The 16744-nt window shown below is 70.9% G+C and carries 14 protein-coding genes; 7 read left to right on the top strand and 7 right to left on the bottom strand.

Annotated elements, in window-relative coordinates; all coding sequences use genetic code 11:
• Positions 1-195: 195 nt before the first annotated feature.
• The 6 genes from LCD35_RS03315 to LCD35_RS03290 all read right to left on the bottom strand — a co-directional run bounded on the left by LCD35_RS03315 (position 196) and on the right by LCD35_RS03290 (position 7267).
• A complete protein-coding gene (locus tag LCD35_RS03315) occupies positions 196-420 on the bottom strand; it encodes a hypothetical protein (protein WP_224963029.1) in 225 nt (74 codons plus the stop codon).
• 20 nt (positions 421-440) lie between these two features.
• Positions 441-926, bottom strand: a complete 486-nt coding sequence (locus LCD35_RS03310; RefSeq protein ID WP_224963027.1) for a hypothetical protein — start codon at positions 924-926, stop codon at positions 441-443.
• A gap of 907 nt (positions 927-1833) precedes the next feature.
• A complete protein-coding gene (locus LCD35_RS03305) occupies positions 1834-2478 on the bottom strand; it encodes an ATP/GTP-binding protein (protein ID WP_224961919.1) in 645 nt (214 codons plus the stop codon).
• On the bottom strand, positions 2459-3280 hold the full coding sequence (locus tag LCD35_RS03300; RefSeq protein WP_224961916.1) for a DUF742 domain-containing protein: 822 nt from the start codon (positions 3278-3280) through the stop codon (positions 2459-2461). The genes LCD35_RS03305 and LCD35_RS03300 overlap by 20 nt, the downstream gene beginning before the upstream one ends.
• Positions 3281-3284: 4 nt before the next feature.
• The gene (locus tag LCD35_RS03295) at positions 3285-3731 is read right to left on the bottom strand and encodes a roadblock/LC7 domain-containing protein (protein ID WP_224961914.1); all 447 of its coding nucleotides are present in this window, start codon (positions 3729-3731) and stop codon (positions 3285-3287) included.
• A gap of 170 nt (positions 3732-3901) precedes the next feature.
• Positions 3902-7267 carry a sensor histidine kinase gene (locus tag LCD35_RS03290; protein ID WP_225043677.1) on the bottom strand — a complete coding sequence of 1122 codons (3366 nt, stop codon included), beginning with the start codon at positions 7265-7267 and terminating at the stop codon, positions 3902-3904.
• A gap of 727 nt (positions 7268-7994) precedes the next feature.
• Between LCD35_RS03290 and LCD35_RS03285 the strand changes: the two genes are divergently transcribed.
• The 3 genes from LCD35_RS03285 (at position 7995) to LCD35_RS03275 (ending at position 11107) form a co-directional block, all read left to right on the top strand.
• On the top strand, positions 7995-8441 hold the full coding sequence (locus tag LCD35_RS03285) for a DUF485 domain-containing protein (RefSeq protein WP_224961909.1): 447 nt from the start codon (positions 7995-7997) through the stop codon (positions 8439-8441).
• On the top strand, positions 8438-10066 hold the full coding sequence (locus tag LCD35_RS03280; protein ID WP_224961907.1) for a cation acetate symporter: 1629 nt from the start codon (positions 8438-8440) through the stop codon (positions 10064-10066). Before LCD35_RS03285 ends, LCD35_RS03280 begins: the two co-directional genes overlap by 4 nt.
• 678 nt (positions 10067-10744) lie before the next feature.
• Positions 10745-11107, top strand: a complete 363-nt coding sequence (locus LCD35_RS03275; RefSeq protein WP_224961905.1) for an SH3 domain-containing protein — start codon at positions 10745-10747, stop codon at positions 11105-11107.
• A gap of 21 nt (positions 11108-11128) precedes the next feature.
• Here LCD35_RS03275 and LCD35_RS03270 read toward each other — a convergent pair whose 3' ends face one another.
• Entirely contained in the window at positions 11129-12784 is a 1656-nt protein-coding gene (locus tag LCD35_RS03270; RefSeq protein WP_224961903.1) for an FAD-binding dehydrogenase, read from the bottom strand.
• A 246-nt stretch (positions 12785-13030) separates the two neighbouring features.
• Here LCD35_RS03270 and LCD35_RS03265 point away from each other — a divergent pair, with 246 nt between their 5' ends.
• From LCD35_RS03265 to LCD35_RS03250, 4 genes are read left to right on the top strand one after another with little or no spacing between them, the layout of a single operon-like run.
• A complete protein-coding gene (locus LCD35_RS03265) occupies positions 13031-14059 on the top strand; it encodes an NAD(P)-dependent alcohol dehydrogenase (protein ID WP_224961901.1) in 1029 nt (342 codons plus the stop codon).
• Positions 14060-14083: 24 nt separating this feature from the next.
• Positions 14084-15136 (top strand): amidohydrolase family protein, encoded by a 1053-nt coding sequence (locus LCD35_RS03260; RefSeq protein WP_224961899.1) that lies wholly within the window; start codon positions 14084-14086, stop codon positions 15134-15136.
• Positions 15133-15843 (top strand): iron-sulfur cluster assembly protein, encoded by a 711-nt coding sequence (locus tag LCD35_RS03255; RefSeq protein WP_224961897.1) that lies wholly within the window; start codon positions 15133-15135, stop codon positions 15841-15843. Before LCD35_RS03260 ends, LCD35_RS03255 begins: the two co-directional genes overlap by 4 nt.
• A 5-nt stretch (positions 15844-15848) precedes the next feature.
• Positions 15849-16670, top strand: coding sequence for an IclR family transcriptional regulator (locus tag LCD35_RS03250; RefSeq protein ID WP_224961895.1), 822 nt, complete (start codon positions 15849-15851; stop codon positions 16668-16670).
• The last annotated feature ends 74 nt before the right edge of the window (positions 16671-16744 follow it).

Below are 16744 nucleotides of genomic sequence, written 5' to 3'. Positions count from 1 at the left end.
CGGCGCCACGTCCGGGTTCGCCGCGCGCTCCCGCGGTCGTCCGACGCGGTCGCGAGCGCGGCGCCCACCGCGTTCCGCCGTCGCGCCGGGCGGTGCGAGCGGCCGGGCGCGCGGTGCGCGATCCGGCCCGGAACCGGCGGCGCGGAATCGGCCGCGCACCCCAGGCCGGAATGCGCTGTGCGACGAGCGGCGCATTCATCGCACGCCACGTCCCGCGTTGACCCTGATCCACTTGCGGGCCTGCACCCGCACGTCCTGGTCGTCTATCCAGTCGATGCCGACCTGCACGCAATCGACGAGGTTGTCGTCGCTGTGCGAACCGCGCGCGTCCCCGCGGTGCACGGTGATCATTCCGGAGCCGCGCCCCCAGCGGAACGTGTAGGACTCGCGCGCGGAGATCCGTTCGAAGTGCCAGGTCATCGGTAAGTCCTTCTTCACGTTCATCGGCCACCTCCCAGGTGGCGGGAACCGCGCGGGGCGCCCGATCGTGGCCCGCACCCGCCGCAGCGCGGTTGCGGAATGCGGGAGAGCACGTCCGGCGGCGAATTCGGATCGAGTGCGCCACCGCGCGGTCGCCGCAGGCGCGGAATGCCGAAGTGCACCGGGAATCCGCCGGAAACCGGGGATCCGCGAGCCCCGTGGGCGGGGAGCGCCAGCAACGCCAGCACCACCTCGTCCACCGGCCCGTCCCGCCGCCACAGCGCGGGAGGATCGGGGATTTCCAGGTCGGAAAGCCGGTATCGGGCGGCGACCGCGTCATCGGCCGCATGGGCCAGGAACGTGTCCATCACCCCGTGCTCCACGCGGAATCCCTGCAGCACGAACTCGTCGTTCCGCCCGGTCGGCAGGTACCGGAATCGAAAACCCTCGTGGACGCTGGCTCGAATCGCCGCCAAGTGCGAATGGAAGAGCGCGTCGAAGTCCACAGTGGCCACCTTTCATCAGATCGCCTTGCATGACTGGGAAAACCACCTGGCACGACGGAATCCGCCGACCAAGAAGATCTTGGTCGCGCAGTCGATCCCGCGCGTTTCAGGTGATCTTGAGAAGTGGAAGTAGTCGACCACTGGCCGCTATAAAAGAATGCTAGCCGCACGATAACGATGCGCGCACTCTTTCAATTGGGTGAATGTCCCAAGCCCCGAACCGAACCGACTTCCGCTCTTTCGTCCACAGCGGACGGTATTCCACGAGTGCGCCAACCAGCCCGAATCGGTACCGAGCCACTTGAAAAGTCCCGGCATGGCAGCGAAAACGCGATCACGCCGTTCGGCGGCACCTGTCGCCCAGCCGCACCGCCCCGGGTGGTGCGCCACCGCGCACCGCAGCGCGGTGCCGAAGATCCACTGATCAAGGTGGACAGTCCCGCCGCACCACCACCCCGAGAACCGGGAAAACCGCGCTGCGAACGGGGTTTTCCACCGCCGACCGCAGGACGCCACCCGACCCCGGCCGCACCCCGCCCGCCGCACACCCGCGCGCCGACTCCCCGCCAGGGCCGCCGATCGCGCCACCGGGCGGACACCGCGCTCCGCTCCCCCGACCGGCACCACCGGACCCGGTACCCGCCGTTCCCCGGAACCCCGGCCCCCGCGCCGAACCTCCCGGGCCGCCCCAGCACCCCCGAGAACCCGCCTGAGATCCCCCCAGCCGCCCGGAAACCCGCCCCCGCGGACCTTTCAATCCCCCGCACAGCAGCGAGCGCGCCGCAGAGCGGTCATCCGCTCCGCAGGCGCGCTCGCCCACTCGCTCGATCGAGTTGTACGACCCACCACCCGCGACCCGGCCGGGGAGTTCCCCGTCACCGGCGCGCGGGCCGGTCCGCCGCGGGACTCACCGCGCGATCTGCTGACCGCCCGGTTGCCCCTGCTGCTGCCAGTGCCGCATCGCGTGCTGCACCAAGGCGATCAGCGCCTGCTTGGTGGACTGCTGGTCCCGGGCGTCGCACGGTCCGATCGGCACGTGCGGCCCGATCGCCATCGCCTCCCGGATCTCCTCCATGCGGTGCTGCAGTTCGCCGTTGAAGCAGTTCACCGCGATCAGGTAGGGCAGCCCGCGGTCTTCGAAGAAGTCCACTGCGGAGAACGAATCCGCCAGCCTCCGGGTGTCGACCAGCACCACCGCGCCGATCGCGCCCTTGACCAGGTCATCCCACATGAACCAGAAGCGCTGCTGCCCGGGCGTGCCGAACAGGTACAGGATCAGGTCCGAATCCAGCGAGATGCGGCCGAAGTCCATCGCGACCGTGGTGCTTCTCTTGTCCGGTGTGGCCGCGAGGTCGTCCACGCCCGCGCTGGCCTCCGTCATCACCGCCTCGGTGGTCAGCGGGACGATCTCGGAGACGGAGCCGACGAACGTCGTCTTGCCGACACCGAATCCGCCCGCGACGACGATCTTCGCCGAGGTCGTGGCACCGCGCTGGGGGGCGACCGGCCCCCGAGCGCCTCCTTGGGGAGCTCTATAGCCGACGGAGTCCACTCAATACCCTTTCCATCAACAACAGGTGTGGTGCGCTACCGCTTTCGGTCACCGTCTGGTGCACGGTGACCATCCCCAGTTCCGCCATGTCGGCCAGCAACACCCTAGCCACCCCGATCGGAACGGAGAGCAGCGCTCCGACTTCGGCCACCGACCTGGGATGCCGGCACATTTCAGCGATCGACTCGTGTTCCATCCGCCCCGCCGAGCCAGGCCGGTAGGCCTCGCTCGTGGACACGAGCGTCTCCATTTGCAGCTCGTAGTTCGACCTGGTCCGGCCACCGGTCCAGGTGTACGAGCGGATGGCCGCGGGAACCTCGGCCTGCGGCTCCGGTTCTCGCTCCGGTGCGCCGAACGCCCCCCTGGACTGTTCCGGCACCGGTTCACCACCCCCCGCTTCCGGTCGGCCCGCGGGCTGCCCCCCGACGGTCCACGGAGCCGATCCCGCCGTCCCCGAACCGGGTTCCGGGGACCCGCCCCAGTCCGCGTCCGGTTCGCGGTACGTCGGGCCTTGCGTTTCCCACTCCAGCGGGGTTTCGAACGGATCGCGCCGGTCGAACGGATCCGCTGGAGGCCGGGCGGTGGGTCGCCGGGAGTGCGGCTGCCCCGACTGGGGTTGCGGTGCACCCGCGTCTCCCGGGCCCTGCTCGGCGGCCGAGTCCTCCGCCTGGTCCGCCTTCTTCCGGCGCCCGCGCCTGCCGCGGCCGCTGTCGAAGGTGAACCCGTTCATCACGTCGGCGAAGGTGTTCTCGTCCGGCTCGTCCCGTCTTCGGTCCTGCTCGCCGAACTCCGGATCGCTCATCGCGTCACCTCACCGCGGCCGGGCGGGAGAACGGATTCCTCGCGCCCTGCAGCTGGTGCCGCAGCTCCGGGGTGAGCATCTGGCCGACGCGTTCCACCAGCATCGCCATCTCGTAGGCGATCAGGCCCATGTCGCACTGCGGCGCCGCCAGCGCCGTCAGGCAGGAACCGTCGCTGATGCCCATCTGGATCAACGTGCCGTACTGCATCTCCACGATGGTCTCGGTGACCTCGCCCGCTTCGAAGCACTTCGCGGCACCGTTGGTCAGGCTCAGCAGACCGGACGAGACCGCGGCGAGCTGTTCCGCGCGGTCCTGCGGCAGGTTCGCCGAAGCGGTCAGCAGCAGTCCGTCCGCGGACACCACGATCGCGTGCGCCACGCCGGCGACGCGCTGGGTGAAGTCCGTCACCAGCCACCCGAACCGCCGGGACATCGTCTCCTGGGGAGTCATGCAACCTCCTGGCTTGTGGTCGTGGAATCGCCGAGGTCTGTCCGAACGACTCCGTGTTGCCGAATCGGTGGAACCGGACGCGGTCCTCCGCGCCCTCAGTGGCCTGGCTAGCGCTCCTTCTTCCGGTGGGGACCATCAACGACGACGTTCGAGTTCCGCACGCGCCCTCCCTACGACTCGTCCGGCGCCCGGTGCCTGCCGCGCTCGACACCGGATTGGAAGCTGGACAACCTGCCGCGCAGCGCGCTCGCGTCCCGTTCGGGGCGCTGGCCCTCCGGCCTGCTCGGACCGGCCTGCGCGCTGCCCGGGGCCAGCTGCGCCTTGGGGGTGCGGCGGGGCAACCCGGACTCGGTGAACGAGGTGGGGCTGAGGTTCGTGACGGCTTCGGCCTGGCGCCAGGACTCGTCGGTCGCGAAGGTCCAGCCGCCGTTCCCGTTCCCGTTCGCCGCCGGGGTTTCGTCGTCGGCGATCCGGCTGGAGCTCCCGGCCGGCAGGTCCGGGCCGTCCGCCTGCGCGGGGCCCGGGTCGGAACCGTCCTGCGACGACGAGGTCATGGCGCCGTTCCTCCCGAAACGCAGGCCGCCCTGCAGGTCGGCCAGTCTGCGGCTCAGCTCCTGCGGGCTGCGCTCCGCCGGGGAACCCGCGGCGGGGGCCGCGTCCGCGCGGTCCTGGTCGAGCTCGCCGATGCCGAGCGGGTCGTGCTCGTCGACGTGCACCACCGGTTCCTCGGCGGGGCCGCTGCCGTTCCGCCGCGGGAGGCCGGAGTCGGTGAAGCCGGGTTCCGGGGCGTCGACGGCCTCCGCGGCCTTCGCCTCGGCTTCGGCCTCCGCCGCGGAATCCGCGGTGAACGACCAGGAACCGCTGTCCATGATGGACGTCGCCTGCTCGTCACCGGGCCATTCCCGGCGCGCCTCCTGCTCGCGGGAGTACTCGTCGAGGTCCTCGTCCGTGATGGGCTGGAACCACTGGGTGGAGACCTCTTCGAAGATCGGCGACGAGGCGTCGTCCGCGGCGGCCGGGGCGTCCTCCGGCGCCGGCGGCCACGCCAGGTCCGAGGAGGTCCAGTCCGCGGCGAAGTCGTGCGAGTCGGCCTGCTCCGGGATGTCCACCGGGGTGAACAGGCTGCCGAGGTCGCCCGCGGGCTCCTGCTGCGAGGGGCCGACGAGGCCGGCCGCCGGTTCCCGCTTCGGCAGCGGGGAGTTCGACGTGTCGCCGGGCGTGAGGAAGCCGGTGTTGAACGTGTTCCGCTCGCCGTCCGGTTCCGCCGTGCTGAACCCGGTCTCCGCCGGGTCGGCGCCGCCGGGACCGACCGGGTCCGCGGTGCCGAAGCCGGTGCTGAACCCGGTCTCGGCCGCGAAGCCGGTCTCGGCCGCGAATCCGGTGCCCGTGCTGAAGCCGGTCTCGCCCTCCGCCGTGCTGAACCCGGTCTCGGCGGTGCTGAACCCGGTCTCGCCGCCCGCGCTCCACACGAACCCGGTGTCGTCGTGCTGCGCACCGTCGAGGGCGGACGTCATCGGCTGCGGGCCGGTCCCGAAGGAACCGGAGGTCGGCATGTCGTGGTGCGCCACGCCGTTGCGCTGCCCGCCCATCGCGGGCGTGGGCTGCTGCGGGACGGACGCGCCCGCCACCACGTGCTCGGCGGGGATGTTCACAGTGGCCCGCACACCGTCCACATCGGGGCCGCCGTGCAGCTGCACGGTGACGCCGTGGCGCAGTGCCAGCCGGGAGACCACGAACAGGCCCATCCGGCGCGAGGTCGCCAGGTCGTTCTCGTCGACCCGGGACAGCCGCTCGTTGGCGGCGGCCAGTTCCTGGTCGCCCATGCCGATGCCCTCGTCGAGCACGTCCACGGTGATCGACCCGTCGCCGGCCTGGTAGCTGGAGACGGTGACCGAGGTGTCGGGCGCGGAGAAGTTCGCCGCGTTGTCCATCAGCTCGGCCATCAGCCGCACCAGGTCGCTGGCCGCGTGGCCCAGCAGCCGCACCTGCGGCGGCGGCTGCACGACGACCCGCGGGTACTGCTCGATCTCGGAGACCGCGGCGCGCAGCATGTCGCCGAGCTCGGTGGGCCGGACGAACCGCCGCGCCAGGTCGCTGCCGGAGAGCACCATCAGGTTCTCGTTGTTGCGGCGCATCCGGGTCGCGAGGTGGTCGAGCTGGAACAGCCGGGACAGCTGGTCCGGGTCCTCCTCGTCCTGCTCCAGCTGCTCGAACAGCCGCAGCTGGCGTTCCAGCAGGCCCTGGCTCCGGCGGGAGACGCCGACGAACGATTCGCTGTAGCCGTGCCGCAGCGAGGCCTGCTCGGCGGCGAGCCGCAGCGCCTGCGCCTGCACCTCGTCGAAGGCGCGCGCCACCTGGCCGACCTCTTCGGTCGTCCGGACCGGCAGCGGCCGCAGCTCGCGGGCCTCCTCACCGGACCGGATGCCCGCGACGGCGTCCGGCAGCCCGTGCTGGGCGGCGTCGAGCGCGCCCTGCCGGAGCAGGCGCAGCGAGCCGATCAGCTGGCGGGTGATCGTGGTGATCACCGCGGCGGCGATGATGAGCGAGGCCAGCAGCAGCGCCGAGTCCCAGCCCGCCGCGTTGCCCGCGTCCTCGCGGAGTTCGCTCGCCCCGGCGCGGACCTCGTCGGCGAGGTCGTTGTGGCCGTCGTCGATGAGCCCGACCACCTGGTCGGAGATGTCGTTCCACTGGGCCGCGGTCACCGGCAGCTCGCCACCGCTCATCCCGGCCATCAGGACCTGGGTGAGCATCGCGTTGCGCTGCACGATCTCCGGACCCTGCGTGGTCGCGTCCAGGCGCTCCTGCCAGTGCCGAGCGACGGTGGCGCGGGCGTCGGCGATCTTGGAGACGAGCCGGGCGCGGGAGCCCTGCAGCGCGTCGCCGGACTGCGGCGCCAGCTGGCCCTGGGAGAGTCCGCTGAGCACCCAGGCCTGCTGGAGCCGGACCTCTTCCATCATGGCGAGCATGTCCTGCAGCGCCGATGCGGTGGCGGCCAGCGTCGGCTCGGACACGGTGCTGGTGAGCGCGCGGTCCAGGGACAGCACCGAGGTGATGGCGGCGCTGTAGGCGTTGATGGTGTCGGGGGTGGACAGCGATTCGCGGCGGACCGCTTCGCGCGCGCCGTCGAGCTGTTCGAGCGCGGTGTGCACTTCGTGGTGGCGGTCGTCGACGATCTGGCCGTAGTCGATCTCACCGGGACCGGCGGAGTGCCCGATCTCCTCGTCGACGGTGGCGAAGGCGGCGTCCACTTCGGCGACCCGCCGGTCCAGCTCCTCGGCGTTGTTGATCAGAACGGCGGCGTTGCGCTCGTTCTGCAGCGCGGCGACGAGGGGTTCGACCTTCTGCGCGCCGTCCAGCACGTGCGCGACGCGCTCGTACTCGTTGGCCTGGTCGACCTGCCAGCGGATCTGGGAGATGCCGAGGCCGACCGCGAAGATCACCGGGACCAGCACGACCGCGGCGAACTTGACCGAGAGGCTCCAGTTCCGCCACTGGCCTAACCGTGCCCGCTCGCGCGGGGGAGTCGACGCCGTCACGAGCACCACCTCGGCGTCGGCCGGTCGGCCCTGCTCAGCAGGCGACCTCTTTCGAGTGAACTTGGCGTCGGGGAACGGCGCATGCGTGTGATCCCGCAATCGTCGTCTGGGTTGTCGGGGGGAAAGCGGTCCGGCGGCGGGCAGGCTCGTAGTCGGCGGGGCGAACTTCCAGCACAGAACCGTATCGGTGCGGTGGCTCCAGCGAGACCGAGCGTTACCGAACCGATCGCTACGGGCTGTGCCGGGACTGACGGCATTCCGGACACGGACACCTAACCGGGGCGAAGGAAGAGGAGGCGGTCTGCTTTCGGGTGCCTGCACTATAAACCCTGCCCCCGGGAAACAGCGGAGGGCGTTTTCGGCGCAATCGACTCCGAGCAACACCGCACGTCACGTCTTCCGGGGACGGCTCCGCACCTACCGGAACGAGGAATTTTTCACTGCGCGGAAGCAGGTTCACCTCCGGACGATCGCTGTCGGCGCTCCCGGAAAACCTTCGCCGCCGCGAGCAGCCGTGTGGTCGAGGTTCAACCGGACGTGTCACGGGACGCCTGAGGCACCCCACGTTCATCACTCTTCGTGATCGATCCGTCATCCTGTGTGGCGACATCTCTTCCCAATTGCGGCAGAGAGGTGGTTAACTTCGCCGCCGCTGAGCTTCGACATCGCATCCACCGGGTCCCCCGAGTTCCGACCGACCCGAACAGAGAACTTCCGGGAAGGAAGCATGAGCGACGCCACTCGAACCGCAATACGCGCTTACCCGCAGCACCGGGCGCGGAGGCAAACCCCGAAACCCTTCGCCGGAATCGAGCGCAGCACCGACATCACGCTGCGAACCGGTCCGGATTACCCGGCCATCGCGTCCAGCGCCGAATTCCACGACCTGCGCCGGAAGGTGATCAGGTTCGTATTTCCGATGACCGCGTTATTCCTCGTCTGGTACCTCGGCTACGTCCTGCTCGCCGCCTATCAGACCGAGCTGATGGCCCGCCCCGTGCTCGGATTGATCAACATCGGGTTGCTGCTCGGAATCGGGCAGTTCGTGTCCACGGTGCTCATCACCACCGCCTACGTCCGCTTCGCCGAACGCTCCGTCGACCCCCTCGTCGAAGAGCTGCGCGCCGAAGTGGACGCCTCCACCGCGCCGGCCGCGGACGGTGACCGGCGATGAACCACCCCCTCCCCGCCGTCGCGCAGGACTCCCCGGGCGGCTCGCTGCTGCCCGCCGACGGGCCCGCGGTCAACACGGCGATCTTCGCCGGGTTCGTGCTGCTCACCCTGTTCCTCGTCTACCGGGTCAGCAGCCGCCGCAGCACCACCGCCGACTACTTCGCCGCGGGCGGCTCGTTCACCGGCGCGCAGAACGGCATCGCGCTCTCCGGCGACTTCCTCTCCGCCGCCTCGTTCCTCGGCATCGCGGGGGCGATCGCGGTGCACGGCTACGACGGCTTCCTGTACTCCATCGGATTCCTGGTCGCCTGGCTGATCAACCTGCTGCTCATCGCCGAGCGGATGCGCAACACCGGCCGGTTCACCATGGGCGACGTGCTCAGCTTCCGGATGCGCAAGCGCCCGGTCCGCGCCGCGGCCGCCGTCTCCACGCTGGCCATCACCTTCGTCTACATGATCGCGCAGATGGCCGGGGCCGGCGGGCTCGTGGCCCTGCTGCTCGACGTGCACGGCGCGGGCGGCCAGGCGATCGTCATCGCCGTCGTCGGCGTCGTCATGGTGCTGTACGTGCTGGTCGGCGGCATGAAGGGCACCACGTGGGTGCAGATCGTGAAGGCCGCGCTGCTGTTCCTCTGCGTCGGGATGATGACGATCTTCCTGATCGGGAAGTTCGGCTACGACCCGTCGAAGCTGCTGGTCCACGCCGCCGAGAACAACCCGAACGGCCGGGACATCTTCGCGCCGGGCGTGCAGTACGGGCTGTCCTCGATGACCAGGTTGGACTTCGTCTCGCTGTCGCTGGCCCTGGTGCTCGGCGTCGGCGGGCTGCCGCACGTGCTGATGCGCTTCTACACGGTGCCGAACGCGAAGGAGGCCCGCCGCTCGGTCGTGTGGGCGGTGTGGACGATGTCCGCGTTCTACCTGTGCACCCTGATCATCGGGTTCGGCGCGGCGGCGCTGGTCGGCACCCCGACCATCCTCGACGCCCCCGGCGGGGAGAACTCGGCGGCCCCGCTGCTGGCCTACCAGGTGGGCGGCACGTTCCTGCTGGGCATCGTGGCCGCGGTCGCGTTCGCGACCATCCTCGCGGTGGTCGCCGGGCTCACCCTGACCGCGTCGGCCTCGTTCGCCCACGACATCTACGCGAACCTGATCCGGGACGGCAACGCCGACTCCGGCCAGGTCGTGCGGGTCGCGCGGTACACGGCGCTGGCCATCGGCGGGGTGTCGATCCTGGGCGGCATCGCCGTCAACGGGCAGAACATCGCGTTCCTGGTGGGGCTGGCGTTCGCGTTCGCGGCCTCGGCGAACCTGTCCACGCTGCTGTACTCGCTGTTCTGGCGGCGGTTCAACACCTCGGGAACCTTGTGGGGGATCTACAGCGGACTGGTGTCCTGCCTGGTGCTGGTCGTGCTGTCCCCGGTGGTCTCCGGCTCGCCGGACTCCATCTTCCCCGGGGTGGACTTCGCGCTGTTCCCGCTGCGCAACCCGGGCATCGTGTCCATCCCGATCTCGTTCCTGTTCGCCGCGATCGGCACGCTGTTCAGCGAGGAGACGCCCGATGAGGACCGGCGGGCCGAGATGGAGGTCCGCTCGCTGACCGGGATCGGCGCGGGCAAGGGCTGACCCGCTCCCGCGGGGCGTCCGGAGGTGCGGCTCCGGGCGCGTCCGCGCCGGTCCGGACGGCGCCGCTTTCCCCCGGAGCGGTCGTCAGGATCCCGTCCGGGGTTCGAATCCGACGCATTCCGCGACCGGCAGCCCCGGATAGCGCGGAATCCGCTCATCCCATCCGGCTCGGGTGCACCGCATGTACGTGACACCTCGTCGCGTGCGGTTCAGCGAGGGGTGCTCGCAGTACCGGCACAACCCGGCGGGAACGGCCAAACCGTCCCAGGGATCCGCGTCGTCCATCGTTTCCTCCGGTCCGCTCCGGCTCGGCGGCACGGTTCCGCGTCGGTCCGCGGCGGGCTCGCCGGAATGCCGCCGCACTCGGCCGGAAGCTTAACCGCCACCGCGATGTGGTCACTCAGCGGTGAACCTGACGATTCAGTTCACCGCATCGTGGACACTTGCGAAGTAATCGTGATCGCTCACCGCTGTCCTAGCGCGAATTCTTTTCGGAGTTCGGCAGGCGTCGGCACATTCCCCGAAGCACACGATCGGACACTCCCGGCGAACCCTCCGCGGCCGATAAGATGAACGGCGCGTTGATTGGTTCGGCTACGGGGGAAACGTCGGAACGATCTCTTCGCGAAACTCCCGGCCGGGAGCGTTCGGCCCGGCGCGGGAGCCAGGGGGAAAATCATGCACACGATCCGGAACGCCGTGCTGGCGGGAGTCGCCGCACTGGTGCTGCAAGTGCACGGCCTGGGGGCCGGAGTCGCGCACTTCGTCTTCGAATTCGGCCAGCGGCTCGCCGAGCTGAGCCGGGACGCCGGTCCCGACCGCGCCGAGGACTTCCGCGTGCCGGGGGTGAACCTGCGGGCCGGTCCCGGCACGTCGTCGGTGGTGGTGGGCGTCGGCAACCCGGGCGATCGGGTGGTGCAGCGCCGGGAGGTCGAGGGCGAGCGGGTGACCTGCCCGGACGGCCGCACGCGGCACACCTGGTCACAGGTGCTGGACCGGCGCACCCGGGTCACCGGCTACGTCAGCTCCTGCTTCCTGTGACCGCCGCGCGGACCGGGCCGGTCAGGCGGTGGCCCGGGCGGCCGCCCGCCCGGCGGTGCGCCCGGAGAACAGGCAGCCGCCGAGGAAGGTCCCCTCCAGCGAGCGGTATCCGTGCATGCCACCGCCGCCGAACCCGGCCACCTCACCGGCCGCGTACAGCCCCGGCAGCGGCGAGCCGCCCGCGCCGATGACCCGCGCGTCCAGGTCCGTCTCGACCCCGCCGAGGGTCTTGCGGGTCAGCAGCGTCAGCCGGACCGCCACCAGCGGACCCGCCGCCGGGTCCAGCAACCGGTGCGGCGGGGCGACCCGCACCAGCCGGTCCACGCTGTAGTGCCGGGCGGCGCGGATCAGCGAGATCTGCGCGTCCTTGCCCAGCCCGGAGGTGACCTGCCGGTCCCGTGCCACGATGTCCCGCTCCAGCCGCTCGGCGTCGATCAGGTCCGCGCCGGTCAGCTCGTTCATCCCGCGCACCAGCTCCGGCAGCGTGCGCCGGGTGACGAAGTCGGCGCCGCGCTTGACGAACTCGGCGACCGGGCCCGGCGTCACCTCCCCGCCGCGGGCGAGCACCTCGGCGACGTTGCGGCCGGTGAGGTCGGGGTTCTGCTCCGAACCGGACAGCGCGAACTCGCGGCTGATGATGCGCCGGTTGAGCACGAACCAGGTGTGGTCGTGGCCGGTGGAGCCGATGTGCGCCAGGGTCGCCAGCGTGTCCGCACCGGGGAACAGCGGCGGCGGCAGCCTGCGGCCGAGCGCGTCGATCCAGAACGAGGACGGTCCCGGCAGGATGCGGATGCCGTGGTCGGTCCACACCGGATCGTAGTTGCGGATTCCTTCGGTGTAGTGCCACATCCGGTCGGAGTTGATGATGCGGCCACCGGTGTCGCCGACGACCTCCAGCATCCGCCCGTCCACGTGGTCGGGCACCCCGGCGATCATCTTCTCCGGGGCGGGTCCGAGCCGCGCGGGCCAGTTCCGCCGCACCAGGTCCAGGTTCGCGCCGATGCCGCCGGAGGTGACCACGACGGCCTGCGCGCGCAGGTCGAACTCGCCGATCGCGGTGCGGGAGCTGCGCTGGCCGCGGGACACCCCGCTGGCTTCCAGCACCTCGCCGCGCACCCCGTCCACGGCACCGCCGGTGGTGGTCAACCCGGTGACCCGGTGCCGGAAGCGCAGCTCCACCCGGCCGCGCTCCTCGGCGGCGCGCACGCGGCGCAGGAACGGCTCCAGCACGCCGGGCCCGGTCCCCCAGGTGATGTGGAAGCGGGGCACCGAGTTGCCGTGCCCGGTGGCCAGCGATCCGCCGCGCTCGGCCCACTGCACCAGCGGGAACAGCGACAGCCCCTGCTGCCGCAGCCAGGACCGCTTCTCCCCGGCGGCGAAGTCCACGTAGGCCTCGGCCCAGCGGCGCGGCCAGTGGTCGTCGGCGCGGTCGAACCCGGCGGTGCCCTGCCAGTCCTGCCAGGCCAGCTCGCGGGAGTCGTGCACGCCGAGCCTGCGCTGTTCCGGGGAGTCCACCAGGAACAGGCCGCCGAAGGACCAGTGCGCCTGCCCGCCCAGCGAGGCCTCGGGTTCCTGGTCGAGCAGCAGCACGCGGCGGCCGGCGTCGGCCAGCTCGGCGGTCGCGACCAGTCCGGCCAGTCCGGCACCCACCACGATGACATCGGCGTCGAACGCCACCAGCGACTCCTCTGCTCACCCGGTCGGAAGCTCTGCGAACTATAGGCCGCCGCGCCATCCCCGACACCAGTCCGCGGGCGCCCGCTCCCGCGTTCGGCGGTGGACGTTGGGCTGAACCGCTCAAGGAGCTGCCGCCACCAGGTGGCGGACATGCGGTTATCAGCATCTGACAACGCCTCTTCCACGTCGCGGGACGTTCCGGCCAGCCTGTGAACCAGGACACAGCTCAACGGAGAGGAGTCCGCGTTGCGAGCGGTCAGAGTGCACGCCTACGGCGAGAGACCCGTGGTCGAATCGGTTCCCGATCCGGCCGTGCGGGAACCGCTGGACGTGCTGGTCGAAGTCGGGGCGGCGGGCGTGTGCCGCACCGACCTGCACATCATCGAAGGGCAGTGGGCCGACAAGAGCGGCGTCGCGCTGCCCTACATCATCGGGCACGAGAACGCGGGAACGGTCCGCGAGGTCGGCAGCGCCGTGAGCAACGTGCGGCCCGGTGACAAGGTCATCCTGCACCCGCTGGTCACCTGCGGCCTGTGCCGCCCCTGCCGTGGTGGGGACGACGTGCACTGCGAGAACTCGCTGTTCCCCGGCATCGACACCGACGGGGGCATGGCGGAGCTGCTGCGCACGAACGCCCGCTCGGTCGTCAAGCTGGACGACGGGCTGGAACCCGCCGAGGTGGCCGCGCTCGCCGACGCCGGGCTCACCGCCTACCACGCGGTGCGCAAGGCGGTGCCGCTGCTGCACCCGGGCGCGCACGTGGTGGTGATCGGCGCGGGCGGGCTCGGCCACATCGGGTTGCAGTCCCTGGTGGCGCTGACCCCGGCCGAGATCACCGTGGTGGACCGCTCCCCGGAGGCGCTGCGGCTCGCCGAGCAGCTCGGCGCGCACCACGCCGTCCGGGCCGACGGCGGTCAGGTCGACGCGGTCCGGGACATCACCGGCGGGAAGGGCGCCGAGGTGGTGCTCGACTTCGTCGGCGAGAACGGCACCGAGGCGGACGGGATCGCGATGACCCGCGACGCCGGTTCGTACTTCGTCATCGGCTACGGCGGCCGGCTCGACGTGCCCACCATCGACGTCATCTCCCGCGAGATCAACGTGGTCGGCAACCTCGTCGGCTCGTACCTCGACCTCGACGAGCTGATGACGCTCACCGCGCAGGGCAAGGTCTCGCTGCGCACCCGCACCTACCCGCTCGACGCCGCGCTGGACGCGCTCGACGACCTCGACTCGGGTCGCATCCCCGGCGGCCGCGCCATCCTCGTCCCCTGACCCGCCCCACCACGGAGGTTCGCCATGTATGAGAAGGACGGAACGAAGTACTTCATCGTCGACAGCCACATCCACGCGTGGGACGGGACGCCGGCCAACCAGGCCAACCGCTACGGCGAGGGCTTCCTGAACTGCTTCTTCGACTACCACCGGAACCTGAGCCCGGAGTCGGAGATCTGGACGCACGAGCAGTTCCAGAAGCAGAGCGAGGAGAAGATCCTCCACGACCTGTTCGAGGTCGGGTACGTCGACAAGGCCATCTTCCAGCCGACCTACCTCACCGACTTCTTCGTCAACGGCTTCAACACCACCGAGCAGGACGGTGCGCTCGCCGAGAAGCACCCGGACAAGTTCATCGTGAACGGCGGCTGGGACCCGCGGGACGGCGAGGCCGGGCTGGGCGCGCTGGAACGGCTGGCGGAGCGCTGGCAGCTCAAGGGCACCAAGCTCTACACCGCGGAGTGGAAGGGCGAGTCCAAGGGCTGGAAGCTGACCGACCCGTGGTCGTACCGGTACCTGGAGAAGTGCCAGGAGCTGGGCATCCGCAACATCCACATCCACAAGGGACCGACGATCTACCCGCTGAACCGGGACGCGTTCGACGTGGCCGACGTCGACGACGTGGCCTCGGCGTTCCCGGAGCTGAACTTCATCGTGGAGCACGTCGGGCTGCCGCGGCTGGAGGACTTCTGCTGGATCGCCACCCAGGAGCCCAACGTCTACGGCGGACTCGCGGTGGCCATGGCGTTCATGCACCACCGGCCGCGCTACTTCGCCCAGATCATCGGTGAGCTGCTGTTCTGGCTGGACGAGAACCGGATCACCTTCTCCAGCGACTACGCGATCTGGACGCCGAAGTGGCTGGTGGAGCAGTTCGTGGACTTCCAGATCCCGGAGGACATGCAGGACGAGTACGGGGTGCTGACCACCGACGTCAAGCGCAAGATCCTCGGCCTGAACGCGGCGCGGCTCTACGACATCGAGGTGCCCGCGGAGATGCGCGCCGCGGAACCCGCGGTCCCGGCCGGCCGCGAACCGGTCGCCTCCGAGCTGAACCAGGAGGTGCTGTCGTCATGACCACGGCCGTGAACCTGGAGACCGAGGTGTGGCGGGCGCTGGACGCGGTGCTCGACCCGGAGCTGGACCAGCCGGTCACCGACCTGGAGTTCGTGTCGCGGGTGGCGGTGGACCGCTCGGACGTGCAGGTCGACCTGCGGCTGCCCACCTACTTCTGCGCGCCGAACTTCGCCTATTTGATGGTCGCCGACGCGCACGACGCGGTGGCGGAGCTGCCGTGGGTGCGGCGGGTGCGGGTGCGGTTGCTGGACCACTTCGCGTCCGAGGAGATCAACGCGGGCGTCGCGGCCGGGGACGGTTTCGACGCCGCGTTCCCCGGGCTGGCGGCCGGTGAGCTGGAGGAGCTGCGCACCACGTTCCTGCGCAAGGCGCACCTGGCCTACCAGGAGCAGGTGGCCCAGCAGCTGCTGCGCTCGGGCACCGGGCTGGAGCAGCTGGTGCAGGTGCGGCTCGGCAACCTGCCGCCGAGCCAGGCGCTGGACCGGCTGCGCAGGCGGCGGGACCAGCTGGGCCTGCCGTCCGGGCCGGACGCCCCGCTGCTGGTCGACGACGCCGGCGCACCCGTGCCCGTCGAGGGGCTGTCCGCGCGGTTGCGGTTCGCCCGCACCACGCGGGTCAGTATCGAGGGCAACGCCGGCTGGTGTCGTGGCCTGCTCGACACCCGGTACGGGCCCGGCGGGGGAACCGCCCGGCCTGGCCTACATTGAGGAGCATGGACGCGCTGCCCACCGGCGGACGGAATCCGCAGCACAACGGCGCCAAGGCGCCGGCGGGGACGTTGCAGTCGGTGGGCCGCGCACTGCGCGTGCTGGAGGCGATCGCGGCCTCCCCGTGCGGGGTGAGCGCCAAGTCCCTCGCCGCCCAGCTCGACCTGACGTTGCCGACGACGTACCACCTGCTGACGACGCTGGTGGAGGCCGGGCACGTGGTGCACCTGACCGACCAGAAGGTGTTCGCGCTGGGCTACAAGGCCCGCTTCCTCGGGCAGGCCCTGTCCCGGCAGCTCGCGGTGCCGCCGGAGATCGCCGCGGCGATCCGCCGGTTGCACCACCACGCGGACGCCGCCGCGTACTACGCGATCTACCGGGACACCGAGGTGGTCATCGCGCACGTGGAGGACTCCGACCGGCGTCCTCGGGTGCAGCCGTTGGACGTGGGGTTCCACCAGGCCTCGCACGCCACGGCCTTCGGCAAGATCATGCTGGCGGCGATGGAGCAGCAGCAGCGGGCGCGGTACCTGGAGCAGGCCGGGATGACGCCGTGCACGCCGTCGACGATCCGCACCCGGGAGGCGCTGGAGGAGCACCTCTCGCACGTGCGGCAGTCGCAGATCGCCTTGGAGATCGCGGAGTTCCAGCCGGGGCTGGCGTGCATGGCCTCGCCGGTGTTCGACCCGGCGGGCTGCGTGACCGCGTCGGTGGCGATCTCGCTGCCGATCGCGGAGTTCCGCGCCCGGCGGTGGGCGGTCGAGCGCGCGGTGCGGCAGGGCGCGGTGCGGGTGACCCGCGCGCTGGTGAGCCGGCCGAGGGGCTGAACCGGGTTCTCCGGTCTGCCGCCGCCCCTTCGCGGCGCCAGACCGGAAATCCACTCGGTCGGGGTGTATCCAGC

This window comes from Saccharopolyspora sp. 6V, from assembly GCF_020176785.1.
GTDB classification, from domain to species: Bacteria; Actinomycetota; Actinomycetes; order Mycobacteriales; family Pseudonocardiaceae; genus Saccharopolyspora_C; species Saccharopolyspora_C gregorii.
The sequence above is the reverse complement of the archived record's forward strand: the minus strand, read 5'-3'. Positions and strand labels throughout refer to the sequence as shown.